Annotated in this window: 13 protein-coding genes; 12 read left to right on the forward strand and 1 reads right to left on the reverse strand. The window is 47.8% G+C overall.

Annotated features, from left to right (window positions below; genetic code table 11):
* The first annotated feature begins 542 nt into the window (after positions 1 to 542).
* From WKK33_RS01845 to WKK33_RS01900, 12 genes are all read left to right on the forward strand, one after another.
* Positions 543 to 902 carry a hypothetical protein gene (locus tag WKK33_RS01845; RefSeq protein ID WP_337932213.1) on the forward strand — a complete coding sequence of 120 codons (360 nt, stop codon included), beginning with the start codon at positions 543 to 545 and terminating at the stop codon, positions 900 to 902.
* A 5-nt stretch (positions 903 to 907) separates the two neighbouring features.
* Positions 908 to 1,852, forward strand: coding sequence for a UDP-glucuronic acid decarboxylase family protein (locus WKK33_RS01850; protein ID WP_337932215.1), 945 nt, complete (start codon positions 908 to 910; stop codon positions 1,850 to 1,852).
* Positions 1,853 to 1,868: 16 nt separating this feature from the next.
* Positions 1,869 to 2,540: a DUF4422 domain-containing protein gene (locus WKK33_RS01855; RefSeq protein ID WP_337932216.1), complete on the forward strand. Its 672-nt coding sequence runs from the start codon at positions 1,869 to 1,871 to the stop codon at positions 2,538 to 2,540.
* Between the two features lie 4 nt (positions 2,541 to 2,544).
* Entirely contained in the window at positions 2,545 to 4,170 is a 1,626-nt protein-coding gene (locus WKK33_RS01860) for a vitamin K epoxide reductase family protein (protein ID WP_337932218.1), read from the forward strand.
* Positions 4,171 to 4,530: 360 nt separating this feature from the next.
* Complete coding sequence (locus WKK33_RS01865) at positions 4,531 to 5,325, forward strand: carboxypeptidase-like regulatory domain-containing protein (protein ID WP_337932219.1); 795 nt, start codon at positions 4,531 to 4,533, stop codon at positions 5,323 to 5,325.
* Positions 5,301 to 7,316 carry a hypothetical protein gene (locus WKK33_RS01870; protein WP_337932221.1) on the forward strand — a complete coding sequence of 672 codons (2,016 nt, stop codon included), beginning with the start codon at positions 5,301 to 5,303 and terminating at the stop codon, positions 7,314 to 7,316. Before WKK33_RS01865 ends, WKK33_RS01870 begins: the two co-directional genes overlap by 25 nt.
* A 47-nt stretch (positions 7,317 to 7,363) precedes the next feature.
* On the forward strand, positions 7,364 to 8,086 hold the full coding sequence (locus WKK33_RS01875) for a galactosyltransferase-related protein (protein ID WP_337932223.1): 723 nt from the start codon (positions 7,364 to 7,366) through the stop codon (positions 8,084 to 8,086).
* Complete coding sequence (locus WKK33_RS01880; protein ID WP_337932225.1) at positions 8,070 to 9,098, forward strand: hypothetical protein; 1,029 nt, start codon at positions 8,070 to 8,072, stop codon at positions 9,096 to 9,098. The genes WKK33_RS01875 and WKK33_RS01880 overlap by 17 nt, the downstream gene beginning before the upstream one ends.
* A gap of 18 nt (positions 9,099 to 9,116) precedes the next feature.
* Positions 9,117 to 11,327: a peptidase domain-containing ABC transporter gene (locus tag WKK33_RS01885; RefSeq protein ID WP_337932265.1), complete on the forward strand. Its 2,211-nt coding sequence runs from the start codon at positions 9,117 to 9,119 to the stop codon at positions 11,325 to 11,327.
* On the forward strand, positions 11,324 to 11,839 hold the full coding sequence (locus tag WKK33_RS01890; protein WP_337569879.1) for a hypothetical protein: 516 nt from the start codon (positions 11,324 to 11,326) through the stop codon (positions 11,837 to 11,839). Before WKK33_RS01885 ends, WKK33_RS01890 begins: the two co-directional genes overlap by 4 nt.
* Before the next feature lie 53 nt (positions 11,840 to 11,892).
* Positions 11,893 to 12,186 carry a hypothetical protein gene (locus WKK33_RS01895; RefSeq protein WP_337569877.1) on the forward strand — a complete coding sequence of 98 codons (294 nt, stop codon included), beginning with the start codon at positions 11,893 to 11,895 and terminating at the stop codon, positions 12,184 to 12,186.
* Between the two features lie 45 nt (positions 12,187 to 12,231).
* Complete coding sequence (locus tag WKK33_RS01900; protein ID WP_337932227.1) at positions 12,232 to 15,006, forward strand: carboxypeptidase regulatory-like domain-containing protein; 2,775 nt, start codon at positions 12,232 to 12,234, stop codon at positions 15,004 to 15,006.
* Between the two features lie 186 nt (positions 15,007 to 15,192).
* On the opposite strand, the gene lpxA is transcribed toward WKK33_RS01900, so the two are convergent.
* Entirely contained in the window at positions 15,193 to 15,975 is a 783-nt protein-coding gene (gene lpxA, locus WKK33_RS01905) for an acyl-ACP--UDP-N-acetylglucosamine O-acyltransferase (RefSeq protein WP_337932266.1), read from the reverse strand.

The following is a 15,975-nucleotide window of genomic DNA, read 5'->3' on the forward strand; positions in this document are numbered from 1 at the left end:
AAATATCAAATATATAACTATAGTTAAGCGATTAATATCGCATCACTAGTAATAACAGATAATAAGAACCTAGTGAAAAATAAAATCCTGCTCACAGAAACAGACTGGGAAGAGTTGGCTTTATTTTTAAACAATGTAGACAACAATTTTGTCAATAGGCTGACAACCCAATTTCCCAATTTGAAGAGGGCGGATGTCCGGCTTATGATCTTGCTAAGATTAAAGGCATCATTGAAAATCATGGCAGACATCTATTCTATAAGCGTAAAAGGTATCAAGCAAAAATTATACTTGTATAAATCTAAAGTCGGCATCGAGGGTGAAAACTTGTCTTTGAGAGATTTCATCGAGAATTTCTAAGGTCTAAAACCATAAAATTAGACAATTTCGTTTCTCATGGCTAGCAAACAAACCTGTAAACATCTGTCAAACAATCAAATACAAGTTTTTCACGAATTGTAATTTTAGGCCCAACTTATTTTGAGCTTATTGTTTTATTTGCTTCTTTTGCAACGAAGAACTTTAATTTAAAGGAGACACATATGAGAAAGTTGTTAATGCTAATCATTTTAGGTATCATTGCAATGCCTAGCATGTCAACAGGTATTGACATTAAAAGGGAACAGGTGCTTCAGCATTCTGGTATGCGTATGCCATCTGCTGAAAAAATTTTAGCAGACTATTCCAACCATGAAATAACAATTCATATTAGCCATTATTCTGGAATTGTCAAAGCTTATGTTTTAGATGCCAAAGGTGAGGTTATGACATCCAATAAATGTAACATCTCTGATGCAGGGAATCTTTTGCTGAATTTGCCACAAAACTCTTTGGGAGCCTATACTTTGCGAGTGATAACGGATTCAAATATTTATTATGGACAATTCTATATTGTAAACTAAAGATTATGCGAAAGTATACCACATTAGTAGCTGGCGGAGCCGGATTTGTAGGTTCCCATTTATGCCATAGGCTTCTTGCAGATGGCAAAAGGGTTGTCTGTATTGATAACCTTTCCACTGGTCAGGCGACTAACATCGAGGCGCTGCAAGCAAATCCTTCGTTTGACTTCATTCTACATGATGTGGTCAAGCCTTTGCATGTCGATTATGCTGTAGATGAGATTTACAGCCTCGCCTGCCCAGCCTCCCCCATACATTATCAAAAGGATCCTGTAAAAACCTTCAAGACAAGCATCATTGGAAGCATCAATCTTTTGGAACTTGCACGAGAAAATCATGCACGCATTTTACTTGCCTCAACCAGTGAGGTGTATGGAAATGCATTAGAAACGCCTCAACGCGAAAGCTATTATGGGAATGTCACCCCTAATGGGCCACGGAGTTGTTACGACGAGGGCAAACGAGGCGCAGAAACTCTATTCTGTGACTACCATCGTAAATATGGACTTGACACAAAGATTGTGCGAATATTCAACACTTATGGCCCTTTGATGCGCGTGGACGACGGACGCGTTGTGCCCACATTTATCTCGCAAGCCTTAAAAGGTGAAAGCCTGACAATTTATGGGGATGGAGCACAAACTCGTTCACTCATGTATATAGATGACTTGATAGAGGGATTAGTCAAAACCATGGCCTGCAGTTGCTGCTATGCGCCTTTAAACCTTGGCAATCCTGATGAAAGAACCATCAGAAATCTGGCGGAAAGAATCCTGCAACTCACTCATTCTTCTTCCACCCTTACCTATCAGCCACGCCCTGAGAATGACCCCATTAGAAGATGTCCAGATATATCTCGAGCTCAACGCCTACTTGATGGATGGCATCCAAAAATCTCATTGGATGAAGGACTCCATAAAACTATAACCCATTTTAAATCATTGGTATAACATAGAAAGAAAGAGCATGAAGGACATAATTATTTGGCAGACCTATCATGATGACGCCCAAATAGAGCAGTTTCATCTGAAAGAGACAGGCACCATTCATCTTTTTAAAGGCAATGACACAAATGTGGATGGCGAGAATATCAACCATCTAAACAAGTTCTATTCAGAACTTGTCACCCTTTATTGGGTATGGAAGAACAATGTGAAAAGCGAGACCGTCGGTTTTTGCCATTACAGGCGTGTGTTCAGCAATATCTTGGATTTAGAGCCAGGAAATTGCCAAGTGCTGTATGTCAACATGCGCATTGATCTCAAATCACACTATAAGGAGGCCCACAATTATCAAGACTTTGACGACATCGTTGACATACTCAACGAAAAATATGGAAAGGGGAACAAATACTCCAAGTATTTGTTAGAAGGCGACATGTTTATACCTTATTGTTGCTTCATCATGCATTGGGATGACTTTCAGCGCTTGTGCGGATTTCTCTTCCCGATATTGTTTGCTTTCGACAGCATGCATCACCTTGACTTCACATACGACAACTACATGGAAAAGGCACGTAAGGACTTTCGTTACGACGATGTGGATTACCAATGTCGCGCCATGTCTTTCTTGGCCGAACGGCTGATCAGTTGCTGGCTCTTTAATGAAATGAAAGTCCTTTGTCTAACTGAAATATAAGCGTATGGCACTGATTGAAGATTTTCTCCATCCCAAGAACAATGTAGAGGAAGTGTCTTCCTTGATTTGTGATCTCCTAAATCTGAAGCTTACAAAAGACACGCTATGCCGTCATCTTCAGAACCACCCATTCTATCCAAGCATGCTTGCCATTCATGACGTCTTTGAAGAGTTCGGCATCGTATCGGAAGCATATAAACTGGAACCGTTCGAAAGAATATTGGATATCAAAGAGCCATTCTTATTGCAAGTCAAAACAGAAAAAGAAAACGGGAATACATTTTTTGCACTTGTGTATGGAAACGATGGGGAAACAGCTGATTGGTTCAATCCTATCAGCCACAGGCGCGAATGCATTTCTTTTATTGACTTGAAGAAAAAGAGCACAAATTATGCCATGTTATTCTCTGCCTCGCCAAAAGCAGGCGACAAAATCTTTGTCTCACACTGGAGAAAAGAGACTTTGCAGAAGTTGGGCGAGTACGTTTACGTTGCTTTCCTGCCTATATGCTTAATCCTTATCGCCATTTATAGGATACTATCGGGTACGTTAAACCTCTATTCATTTCTATATGCCACACTGTTGCTTGTAGGGTGCATAGTATGTGGCCTTTTGCTGATGCACGAGTATAATGCCTACAATCCTGTAGTGAGAAGTGTGTGTGGAGGAGGCCGGAAAATGAATTGCGATGCCGTTCTGTCTTCACCAGGTTCTGCCATCGCTGGCATTCCTTGGTCTGTAATTGGAGGGGCTTATTTCCTTGGTTCCTTGATTTTCATCCTTGAATCTTGTCTTGACATAATGGCTTTTACAGCCTTGAGTAATATAAATCTTTTGACTTTGCCCTATACTGGCTACTCACTTTATTATCAGAAAGTAGTTGTCAAGCAATGGTGCCCCTTGTGTCTTTCAGTCTTGGCGATTACTTGGTGTTTGTTTGTCATTTCACTTATTGGCGGAGCGTTTTCCTTCTCTGTCCTTCAATTATTGCCCTCTTTTATCTGTTTCGTTGTAAGCATGTCCATATCAGCTTTGCTAACGTACATGATTTGGCGTCAAGGGATTATGTCCAGGAAACTCGAAAACTCAGCAGTATCTTATAGGACAATCAAATATAATACAGGTACATTTGAAGCATTATTACAGAAAGAAAAGAAGGTGAAAGTGCCAGTAGATGGTTATGGCCTCATATTGGGCAATCCCGAAGGTTCTGTCCACATCATAGAAGCATGTAATCCATTTTGCGGGCATTGCGGCATAGTCCACGAAGTGCTCAGCAAACTCATGGAGGGAAACTCCAATATTTGTTTGCAGATTATGTTTGTCATAGGGCCTGATGACACTGGTTACGATCAGACACCGATAGATATGTTCCTCACCTTGTCAAAGGAGGGCAAAAACATGACCTCGGCCCTTACAGATTGGTATGCGCAGGCCACAAAAGATGCGGCCGTGTTTGGCAGGGAGCATGCAGTCAAGATGCGCAGGAATAAAGAAAATGATGAAGAAGCCAGGAAGATGACCGACTTCTGTAAATCGATGGAGATCACTCACACTCCAACATTCTTCATAAATGGGCATGAATTGCCCAACCTGTATCATGTTGGAGACTTGAAGTATTTTGTATAACTAAAACTTAATGATCATGAAGAAGTTTAAATTCGTTCACTCGGATTTCAGCGAATCCTTATCGCGCGAACAGCTCAAGATGATTCTTGGAGGCGGTAGCGGATCTCAACATTCAAGCTCCGTTAAAGATTGTCCTAGCGTTTTTGGCGGGAATTGTTCACAAATCGGGCAAAGTTGTTGGTACAAGGTTGGTGATGTCAACAAATACCTAGGCCATTGCAACTGGATGCCTACGGGTATTGGGGCCAGCATGTTATGCTGGGGAGGAAGTTCTGGAAGGACAAGATGCAAATAGCCTTAGGCTTATCCGCCTTTCCACAATTTCATCAAGTAAAATCAACCCCTTTAAGTGTGATAGCTATGAATGGAAGAATTAGACTCTTGACCATGGCGTTATTCATGATGGTCAGTTGTGCCGTCTTTGCCCAAAAGAATTTCAGCATATCTGGCTATGTCACAGACAACCTATCAGGGAAGCCCCTCGAATCCAAGGTTTTTCTGATGACCGAAGACAGCACCGTCGTTGACACGATGACCACCCAGACGATGTATGGAAGTTTCGGCGAGTTGGCATTTTATAACATGAAGGCCCTATCGAAGGGCAAATATATTGTCCGCGTGACCAAAACGGGGTATGTGGATGGCTATGCCCACTGCAACATCTGGAGCAACCGACAGTCGCAGGTGTGGGTAAACGAGGTCCGTCTGGTCAAGATCATGCCCACCCAAAACTTGCCAGGAGTGACGGTGAGGGCCACAAAGGTGAAGATGGTGATGCGCGGCGACACCATCATCTACAATGCCGATGCCTTCAACCTGGCCGACGGATCGATGCTCGACGCCCTCATCAGCCGGTTGCCTGGCACGACGCTGACACGTGACGGACAGATCTTCGTGCACGGGAAGAAGGTGGAGAGCATGCTTATCAACGGGCGCGACTTCTTCGCGGGCAACCTAGAGATAGCCCTACAAAACTTGCCTGCTTACATCGTGGACAAAGTGAAAGTGTACAACCGGTCGGGGTGGGCTTCACGGGTCACGGGCCTTGACAAGGGCGACAAGGAGATCGTGATGGATGTGGCCCTCAAGCGCGAATACGCCAAGAACTACATCGGAAACTTGGAGGGGGGATGGGCACCGCACATCGCTGGATAGCCCGTGGCCTCGGTCTCAAATTCTCTGACAAGGAGCAGGTGGTGGGCTTCTTCAACATGAACAACCTCAACAACACCGACCGTAGCGACATTGGCGGCAAGTGGTCGTCGGACGACATCGCAAGCGGGCTCGTGGCCACAAAGACAGCAGGCATTTCCTACCAAAACTACCTACATGGACAGTTTAGCCAGCTCAGCGGCGACCTGTCTTACACCCACACGGGAGTGGACAACGAGGAGCGAAATGCCACACAGACCTTCCTGCCCATGGGCGACGCTTGGTCTACGCGCGTGTCGAAGGGTACCCAAAAGAGTGACCTGCTGAAAGGAAACTTCAGCGTGGGCTTGGGCGCCAAGAACCTGAACATCAGAAACCAGGCGGACTTCTCTTACGTGGACAAGAAAGGATGGGGCAACGACGTGTCGCAGACCAGCGACTCGTTGTCCACACTCAACCGCATGCTGCTGAGCAACAGTGACGAGGCACACGACTTCAACCTCAACTTCAGCACCAGTTATACCTATTACATCCTCAAGATGGACATATTGCACTGGGGCTTCAACATGAGCTACAACAATCTCTCGCAAAAGCAATACTCACTCTACGACGTGAACTTCCTCAACAGCGACAGCCCGCGCGACTATCGCAACAACTATATCACATCACCCAACCGCGACCTCAAGATAGGCGCCAACCTGGGGTATGACTATTCCCTACACGCAGGCACGCTGTCGCTCAGCTACCAATACCAATATGCCTACAACAAGGCGGAGAACATGCTCTACCGCCTCGACAAGCTTGCCGGACGCGACAGCTCTCGCTTCGACATGCTCCCGTCGGCCACAGATGCCATGGCCAGCGTGTTGGACGAGGGCAACAGCTACACCTTTCACGAATATACCAACGAGCACACCCTTACACCCTCTTTCAGCAAGTCAAACATTGGCAGCAACTCAGGATTTGTCATCGCCGTCCCATTGCGTGTGGTCAACAGCAATCTCTATTATGAGCGCCAGGGACGCCACGACGTGTTCAAGAACAGGTTATTCGTGGAACCTCGATTATCTGTGTGGAACCACAATTATCTCGACTGGCGCATAGACGCCTCCATGCATTCAGCCCTACCCAACCTCACCTCCATGGTGGACTATCGCGATGACTCCAATCCGCTGTACGTCCGCTTGGGCAACGGCAAGCTGAAGGATATCCACCTGTATGATGTGTCGCTGTCGCTGAATCGCCAGGGCGAACGGCAGAAGATCTTTGATGCCCGTCTCGACTTCCACCAGACCGACCACGCCGTGGCCTATGCCCTCACCTTCGATAAGCAGGCTGGTCGATCGACGACAAAACCTGTCAGCGTCAATGGCAACTGGAATGCAGGCCTGGGCACTGAATACACGGCGGCCCTGGACAGTGCGCAACGGTGGATGATCTCCAACCGCCTCAACGTGAGATACAACCACAATGTCGACATGGCCACCGTGGAGGGGATGACTATCAGCCAGCGAAGCATCGTGAACAACTGGACCATGGGCGATGACGTAAGCTTGAATTTCCGTCCCAGCGACGGCTATGAGTTCACCCTTTATGGCGGAGGCAACTATTACTTGATCTACAGTCAGCGCACAGGCTTCGCAGACATCAATGCCGGTGATTATCATGTGGGCCTCAATGCCTTCGTCTCGTTGCCCTGCCACTTCCAGCTCAGCACCGACATGACGATGTATGCGCGTCGCGGCTACCAGCAAAACGAGATGAACACCACCGATTGGGTGTGGAACGCCGAACTAACCCGCAGTTTCGTCAAGGGCCACCTAATGGCCAAGCTCCAGGGCTTCGACATCCTCCGCCAGCTGTCCACCACCTCCTACGCCGTCAACGCCCAGGGCCGCACCGAGACCTGGCACAACAGCATTCCACGCTACGCCATGCTCTCGCTCTCCTGGCGATTCAATGTCAACCCGAAGAAGAAGAACGCTGAAGAATGAAGAGACTGACATTTATCTTGCCCATACGAGTAGACTCCATAATAAGATTGGAAAACTTACTGGCGGTCATAGACTTTCTAAAGTCGACATCCGCACAAATCCTTATCATAGAGGCAAGCACCTGCTATGGCTATGAGATCCGGAAGATGCTCCCGCGCGGTAAGGAACTGAAGTTTACTCATATAGAGGATGATGACCCCGTCTTTTTCAGGACACATTTTATCAACGTCGCCTTGAAAGAAGTGGATACCGACGTCGTCTCGGTATGGGATGCCGACGTACTGGTGGACAAGAAACAGTTGCGCTCTTCTTACGAAGCCATACTGTCTGGCGACTATGAGGCGTCATTCCCTTATGATGGCTTGTTCCTGAACACGGACGAGTCTTTTCGTAAGGAATACCTAAAGCAACATGATATGAGAATGCTCTTGAAATACAAAAACTATTTCAACTATCTTTATGGAGAAAACTTTGTCGGTGGCGGTTTTCTTATCAACACCGAGAAATATAAGGCTGCAGGAGGAGAGAACGAGAACTTCTATGGTTGGGGACCGGAAGATCTGGACAGGGTTCAGCATTGGGAGGCACATGGTTATAGGATTCATCGCTCAGAGGGGCCGATGTTTCATCTTAACCATCCACGTGACATCAATGGTGGTCCCCGAACAAAACTATACCAGGACTTATGCTTCAACCAACTGAACAAGTCCTTATACATGTCTCTTCGAGATGATGTTCAATACACAGGCAACAATGACAGATTTGAATAGTTTCCCCACAGAAGCTGCACTGCTGAACATAATTGACCAACAGTATGACAGCCTGGAAGGCGGACTGGTCTATGGCAAGGCTGGGCTGGCCCTATATTATGCCAGACTGAGCAATGAAGATACAGCATACAAGAAAATTTATAACAGACTTGTTGATGATGTCCTTACCAAGGTCAGCGACAAGACACCTGTGGAGTTCTCGCGCGGCCTTCTTGGCATAGCCTTCGCCTTAGACATCATCATGCATTACTTCAAGCCAGGCAACCCAGATTATGTTTTGGATGATATGGATGCGCTTATCTATAAGAGCTTGGATAAAGGCAGGGACAGGAAGCCTTTGGATGAGAATTTGGCAGTAGAAGGACTGTTCTACCTGTCCATGCATCTGAAATATGGCATAAGGAACACGACCAAACATAGAATTTATGCCGACAAGGCTATGCAACTTTTGAATGACCTCTGTATCACCCTGCCGGTCAATTTCTTTCAGGAGCCCATTCCATGTAATGTGTTCAATCGGAGTTTCTTTTTACTATATGCCATTGGAAATCTATATGAGCAAAATATAGGCAGGCAGCGGATAGAGCACATTTGCGACGACTTGATATATGAGCTTGGCGCAAACGTGCCCATATTTCACTTCAACAGACTCGAAAGGTGTTTCTTGGTTATAAGACTCATTTCATTAGGATGTGCAAAACATCCGAATTGGAAAGAATACCAAAAGCTACTACTGGATAGTCTTTCGCTTAAACGACTGTTCAACGAAGAATGTGCAAACAATCAGCTCGCCCTCTCCGACGGGCTTACCGGAGCGATGCTACTCATTCTTGGAGCCAACAAATACTCCCCCGTCCCCCTGTTTGATGTTCCATGGGAGTTTTACAAAGACAGGCTCAACCAGTGTGATACACTCACCTTGCTTAATGGCAAGAAAACGCCATTATACAAATATGGCATCAACTGGTTGTGGGGTATGAAGGGCCTGCTAAATATCGAGCACTCAATGTGATAATAATTAAGAAACAAACTGAAAATGAGCTTTCCATATTACTCCCAACTCGACTCCATGGATTGCGGTCCGTCTTGTCTGCGCATGATTGCCAAATATTATGGCAAGACCTACACATTGCAGACGCTTCGTGAGAGATGTTTCATCACTCGCGAAGGAGTATCGATGCTGGGAATAAGCGATGCCGCTGAAACAATAGGCTTTCGCACCATCGGTGTACGCATCACATTCGAACAGCTCTCCCAAGAGACAGCATTGCCTTGCATTCTCCACTGGAACCAAAATCACTTTGTGGTCTGCTACCGCATCAAACTTCATCGCAACAATAAAGCAACCATATACATTGCCGATCCAGCGTCGAAGAAGCTAACATACGACAAAGATGATTTCTTGAAATGTTGGATCTCAAAAAGAGCAAACGGGAAAGATACAGGCATAGCCTTAATGCTTCAGCCTACTCCAACCTTCAGCATCTCAGATGAGGAATGTAGTTCAGCAAGACATGACCTTTTGTTTTTTGTCAGGTATCTTTTGCCTTACAAAAAAGAATTTGGTCAACTCATCTTGGGAATGATGGTAGGAAGCGGTCTACAACTGATGGCGCCACTGCTGACCCAGGCTGTAGTTGACAAGGGTATAGAAGGCCGGAATCTCAACTTCATCTTTCTTGTCTTAATAGCTCAACTTGTGATTTTCTTCTCGCAGTTGTCTCTGCAGTTTGTCAGAAGCTGGCTCATGCTGCATGTCAATACAAGAATTGACATTTCACTTATCTCAGACTTCTTGGCAAAACTGATGAGGCTACCATTAAGATTCTTCGACACCAAGAATACTGGTGACATCATGCAACGGATAGGTGACCATGGGCGCATCAAGGATTTTCTCATGGGCGACTCGATAAACATCCTGTTCTCAGCATTCAACTTTGTAGTGTTTGGCATCATTCTCGCCTATTTCAATGTTGTCATCCTTGGCATATCACTTCTTGGCAACCTGCTATACGTGGCCTGGATTTCCATCTTTATGAAATACCGCCGCATTCTTGACATCAGGCGTTTCAACCAGTCTGCGGGAGAGCAGAACAAACTCATACAACTGATACAGGGCATGCAGGAAGTGAAACTCAACAACTGTGAGAAACAAAAGCGGTGGGAGTGGGAACGTATACAAGTAAAGCTCTATAAAATTGGCTTAAAAGGTCTCGCAGTGGGACAGATACAAGAAGTGGGTTCAACCTTCTTCACACAGGGGACCAACATCATCATCTCATTCATTGCTGCAAAGTCGGTCGTTGAAGGACAAATGACTTTGGGAATGATGATGTCACTCACTTACATCATAGGGCAAGTTACAGCTCCTATAAGCCAGCTTGTCAGCTTTATCCGCAACTACCAGGATGCTAAAATAAGTCTTGAACGACTCAATGAAATACATCATCGGCGTGATGAGGACTTTGGTGTCACCTCTAAGTTGAAAGTCCTTCCAGATGTCCGCGACATAACAATCGAAAGTGTATATTTCAGTTACAGTGGGGCTAACAGGGATTTTGCTCTTGAGGGTGTCAGCCTCAAGATACCAGCACGTCAAGTGACCGCAATTGTCGGTGCAAGCGGTAGCGGAAAGACAACACTGGTAAAGCTTATCCAGGGGTTCTATGCTCCAAATAGCGGTGTCGTCAAAATTGGGAACACACCTCTCGCAATGATCAACCCCCATGTGTGGAGAGCGTCAACAGGTTCCGTCATGCAAGAGAGCTATATCTTCTCCGACACCATAGCAAAAAACATTGCTATTAGCACGGATGAAATAGACGCAGACCGCCTACGAAACGCAGTAAGGGTTGCGAACATTCAGAATTTCATCTATTCCTTACCAATGGGTTACGACACGAAAATAGGAATGGAAGGTAGCGGAATAAGCCAGGGGCAACGACAACGACTGCTGATAGCGCGTGCCGTCTACAAAAATCCCGAATATATTTTCCTTGATGAGGCTACAAATTCGCTTGACGCTAACAATGAAAAAATCATCATGGAGAACCTTCATGAGTTTTATAGGGGCAAGACTGTCCTGATAGTCGCCCACAGGCTTAGCACCGTGAAGGACGCCGACAACATCATTGTGCTTGACAAAGGACAGGTGGTGGAACAAGGAACACATGAACAACTGTCAAAGAAGAAAGGTGCATACTATACCTTGGTTAAGAATCAACTAGAATTAGGCAAATGAAGGACATACACAAAGACAACACAGAACTTCACTGTGAGGAGGTGCAAGAAATCATGGGAGAAATGCCATCGATAATCCAGCTATGGGGCACCTTGGTCATAGCTGTGGTAGCTATTGTGCTTTTTGCTGGCTGCTTTCTGTTCAGCTCACCAGAGACTGTGAACGGCAAGGTCATGATAGCCGTTGCCAATCGTAAAATGAGAACACAGATGTTGGTTGTCGACACCGAGGTCTGGAAGATTAAGGCGGGACAAAAGGTTATGATTTCCCTTGACCGATACCCTTCTTCCACGTATGGTCACTTAACGGGGTATGTCATTGGTGTGTCAGACATTCCTAACCAGGACAATGAATACACAGTAATGATAAGATTGCCCCATGGTTTTACTTCCGACACAAACTGTGCTATGCCTGTTCACCCCATGCAGAGAGGAAAAGGTGAGGTTGTCGTCAGCAACGAGAGATTGATCAACAAATTTATCAAAGGAATAGATGGATTCAAACCACAATAAAAGAACACAGTTGGAGACCAGAAATATTTTGTATAACTAAAAACTTAATGATCATGAAGAAGTTTAAATTCAGCAAGACCAAATTTGGAGAGGTCTTGTCTCGCGAAGACTTGAAATTCGTTTTTGGCGGCGGATCAGGAAGCACAGGGCAAGATGGAAGCAAGAAGTATCCTAAGATTAAAGCCTGCGAGGGAAAAAATTATCTTGACGATTGTTCTTTTGTCAGTTCTACGGGCCACACGCTAACTGGTTGTTGCCAATATGATGCTTTGGCATGGAAGGCCACGTTGTATTGCTCAGACCTAAATGTCGCTCCCTACACGGCTTGCTCACAAATCAAGAAATAACAACAAGCTTTTGCGTACAAGAGCCTGTTCCAAAAGGTTGAAACAATGAAAAGGTATTCATTCATCATACTCATGCTGTTGCTCGCCTGCATGGCTTATGCACAAAAGGCGGACCACTACGTCGTGGGGCGTGTGGTGGACAACATCACAGGCGACGGCATCGTGGGAGCCAAGGTTATCCTTTCACGCGAAGACGGCAGCCAGATTGCCACAGCTGTCACAGACTCGTCTGAATACTGGAATCGTAACGGCCTCTACCGCTTGAAAATCCCTGACAAAGGACGTTATGTCGTTCGCGCCTCATGCGTGGGCTACTCCGAAGACAGCGTGAGGGTGGCCCTGCACTCCCTGCGCGAGACAGACATCGTGGCCGAGGACATTCTATTGCCCCATGCGGCCCATGTCCTACGGGAGGTGACTGTGCGTGCCACGAAGGTGAAGATGGTGATGCGTGGCGACACTCTCATCTACAATGCCGACGCTTTCAACTTGGCGGAGGGCTCCATGCTCGACGCCCTGGTCTCACGGCTCCCTGGCTGCCAACTGACAAAAGACGGTCGCATCTATGTCAACGGCAAATATGTGGAGAGTCTGCTCGTCAACGGGCAGGACTTCTTCTCGGGCAGCCCAAAGCTCGCCCTAGAGAACCTGCCCGCCTACACCGTCAGCCGCATCAAGGTGTTCGACCGCGCAGGGGCTAGTTCAAGGATGATGGGACGCGACATGCACGACAAACAATATGTCATGGATGTGAAGCTGAAAAAGGAATACTCCGTAGGCTACCTGGGCAATATAGAAGCAGGAGCAGGCACCGACCGCCGCTATCTGTCGCGAGGCTTCGGCATGCGCTTCTCGCCCATGAGCCGTCTGTTGGCCTTTGCCAACGTGAACAACATGAACAATGACGCAACGGCCAACATGATAATGGATGGCGACTGGGATTCGGCGGATGCGCCCCAAGGCTTGCTGGCCTCCAAGCAGGCGGGCGTCACCTATCTCCACACCTTGGGCAACGAAGCGTCGTTCTTCGCAACCAACAACCTGCTCAAGCACACGGATGCCGACAACCAGACAGCGACCAACTCGCAGACCTTCCTGAACGGTGGAGACAAATATGGCAACATCGCGGCATGGAGCCGTGACAAGCAGACCTCATTCTTGACAAAAGAAGTGCTCAAGATGCTGAAGCGTGGATGGAACACGGAAAACACCCTATTCCTGCAATATGACCGGACGAAGATTTGGAACAAGACCCATGGCGAGACGTTGCTGGGCAGCAGGCTTCTCAATGGCCTGCTCACTCAGGGCCGACAAGACAACACGCAATGGAACCTGTCGTATGACATGAACACCGACATACGCCTTTATGCCGACATGCTGCGGGTGAAGCTGAGCGGCAGCTATGATCATCTGGATGCCAAATCATTTAACGCCAACCATTTCTTTTACCACGATAGCTCGACACCGACAGACTATCGCAACAACTACCGCCCGATGATGCGGGAGAATGCAGCGATGGGCGCCGACCTGAGCTATCTTTACAGTCTGGGCAAGACCGACCTTCGACTGGGCTACTCCTTCAACCATGAGTATCACAACACCAACAATCCCTTGTTCCGTCTCGACCGTGTCATGGGAGCCGACAGCAGTCGCTATGACGTGTTGCCCTCAACGACGTTGGCACTGGATGAGGCTATTGACACCAAGAACAGTTACCGATCGAGAGACTACGCCAATGAGCACGTGGCCTATCTTGTCTTCTATCACAGTTGGCCGTCGTTCAGGGGTGACTTGTCCGTTCATCTGCCCGTCGCCTTCAGCAAGAAATGGCTTCACTATGATAGGGGAAACCACCAAGACGTCAACCGCAGCCGCGTGTTCTTCAACCCGAAGATGACCTTCGAGTGGGGCCGAAAGTGGCGGTGGTCATTGGGTGCGACGATGTCCTCGACAATGCCCGATCTCGTGTCGATGGCAGACTATGAGGACGATGCCGATCCATTGCACATCCGCAGGGGCAACCGAACGCTGAAAGACCTGCACCATTATGATGTCACCTGGTCAACGCGCCACGGAGGTGCGCTCCAAAGTCTGTTCCATGTCCAATGGGGCTTCCACCAGACAGACCATGCCGTGGCGTGGTCTCTGACCTTCGACGAGGCCAACGGCGTCTCCACCGTACAACCCGTCAGCGTCAATGGCAATTGGCACACAGACGCTTCCGTTGGATATTCGCGAGGACTCGACAAGGCTAGCAGATGGAGCATCGACAACCAACTTACAGCAGGCTACAACCACAATATCGACATGGCTACAGTCGCGAGCTCGTCTTCGAGCATACGCAGCGTGGTGAGCAACTGGCAGGCGGGCGACAACGTCAAGTTGACCTGGCGTCCCAACGATGGCTATGAATTATCATTGCATGGTGCCGGTAACTATTTCTACATCCATGGCGAGCGGTCAGACTTCAGCGACATCCATGCTGGCAACTACAGCCTGGGCCTCAATGCCTTCGTGTCGCTACCCTGTCACTTCCAGCTCAGCACCGACATGACGATGTATGCGCGTCGCGGCTACCAGCAAAGCGAGATGAACACCACCGACTGGGTGTGGAACGCCGAGCTAACCCGCAGTTTCGTCAAGGGCCACCTGGTGGCCAAGCTCCAGGGCTTCGACATCCTCCGCCAGCTGTCCAACACCTCCTACGCCGTCAACGCCCAGGGCCGCACCGAGACCTGGCACAACAGCATCCCACGCTACGCCATGCTCTCACTCTCCTGGAGATTCAATGTCAATCCGAAGAAGAAAAACGCTGAATAGAGAATAACATGATGATGCTCGCACCGCCCAAGCCTACGCCTGGACCCTCAACCGACTCCAAGAGCAAGCATAGTCCAGGTCCGCCCCACCAGGGGCTTTCGCACACATCATACCCACCATTGTAAAAGGGGCTGGAATGGTTTCACAACCATCCAACCCCTGTTACATAATAATTATAGGTATGAATTATAATTTTCCTATGATTCCGAGTTTCGTGCTCTGAATAAAGTTCACCACATTTCTCACGGCTGATCCGTCGGGCACCTGCTCCTTGATTTGGATGGCGGCGTCGAAGACCGACGTCTGTCCATGGAACACGAGGCGGTAGGCGTTGGCCAGGTGGTTGAGCACCTTGTCGCTGATGCCATGACTACGCAGCATCTCTTGGTTCAGGCCGGCATAGCGCACGGGGTTGTCGGTGGCCACAATGAAAGGCGGCACATCCTTGCTCACACGGCATCCGCTGGTCACCATGGCAGCTGTTCCCACGCGAACCTGTGCGTTGACGATCACGCCTGATGAGAAGATGATGCCACTGTGTATCTCGCAGTCGCCAGCGATCTTGGTACCATAACCAAACACACAATAGTCGTGCACGTCGGTGTCGTGACTGATATGCACACCCTCCATGAGGAAGTTGCGGTTTCCGATGTGTGTCTTGCCTGTGGCAAAGGTGGCACGGTTGATCACCACGTTCTCGCGAATGATGTTTTCATCGCCAATCTCAAGGGTGGTAATCTCACCCTTGTAGTTGAAGTCTTGTGGCTCAGCGCCGAGCACCGTGTTCTGGTACACCTTGTTTCCACGTCCCAGACGAGTGCCGTTCATGATGCTCACATAGGGATAGATGACGCAATCGTCGCCTATCTCCACGTCGCCCTCGATGTACGCGAAGGGATAGATGGTAACGTTGTTGCCGATCTTCGCCTTAGGGTCGACGTATGCTTGTGGACTTATGTTGTTCATAAT

Origin of the sequence: Hallella sp. (assembly GCF_037460745.1) — a bacterium.
Lineage (GTDB): Bacteria > Bacteroidota > Bacteroidia > Bacteroidales > Bacteroidaceae > Prevotella > Prevotella faecis.

Excerpts from the sequence above, each read along its gene's own strand:
- WKK33_RS01895 (WP_337569877.1), top strand. The coding sequence starts at position 11,893 with ATGAAGAAGTTTAAATTCAGCAAGACCAAATTTGGAGAGGTCTTGTCT.
- WKK33_RS01850 (WP_337932215.1), top strand. The coding sequence starts at position 908 with ATGCGAAAGTATACCACATTAGTAGCTGGCGGAGCCGGATTTGTAGGT.
- WKK33_RS01855 (WP_337932216.1), top strand. The coding sequence starts at position 1,869 with ATGAAGGACATAATTATTTGGCAGACCTATCATGATGACGCCCAAATA.
- WKK33_RS01900 (WP_337932227.1), top strand. The coding sequence starts at position 12,232 with ATGAAAAGGTATTCATTCATCATACTCATGCTGTTGCTCGCCTGCATG.
- WKK33_RS01880 (WP_337932225.1), top strand. The coding sequence starts at position 8,070 with ATGACAGATTTGAATAGTTTCCCCACAGAAGCTGCACTGCTGAACATA.
- WKK33_RS01890 (WP_337569879.1), top strand. The coding sequence starts at position 11,324 with ATGAAGGACATACACAAAGACAACACAGAACTTCACTGTGAGGAGGTG.
- WKK33_RS01865 (WP_337932219.1), top strand. The coding sequence starts at position 4,531 with ATGAATGGAAGAATTAGACTCTTGACCATGGCGTTATTCATGATGGTC.
- WKK33_RS01845 (WP_337932213.1), top strand. The coding sequence starts at position 543 with ATGAGAAAGTTGTTAATGCTAATCATTTTAGGTATCATTGCAATGCCT.
- WKK33_RS01870 (WP_337932221.1), top strand. The coding sequence starts at position 5,301 with ATGGGCACCGCACATCGCTGGATAGCCCGTGGCCTCGGTCTCAAATTC.
- WKK33_RS01860 (WP_337932218.1), top strand. The coding sequence starts at position 2,545 with ATGGCACTGATTGAAGATTTTCTCCATCCCAAGAACAATGTAGAGGAA.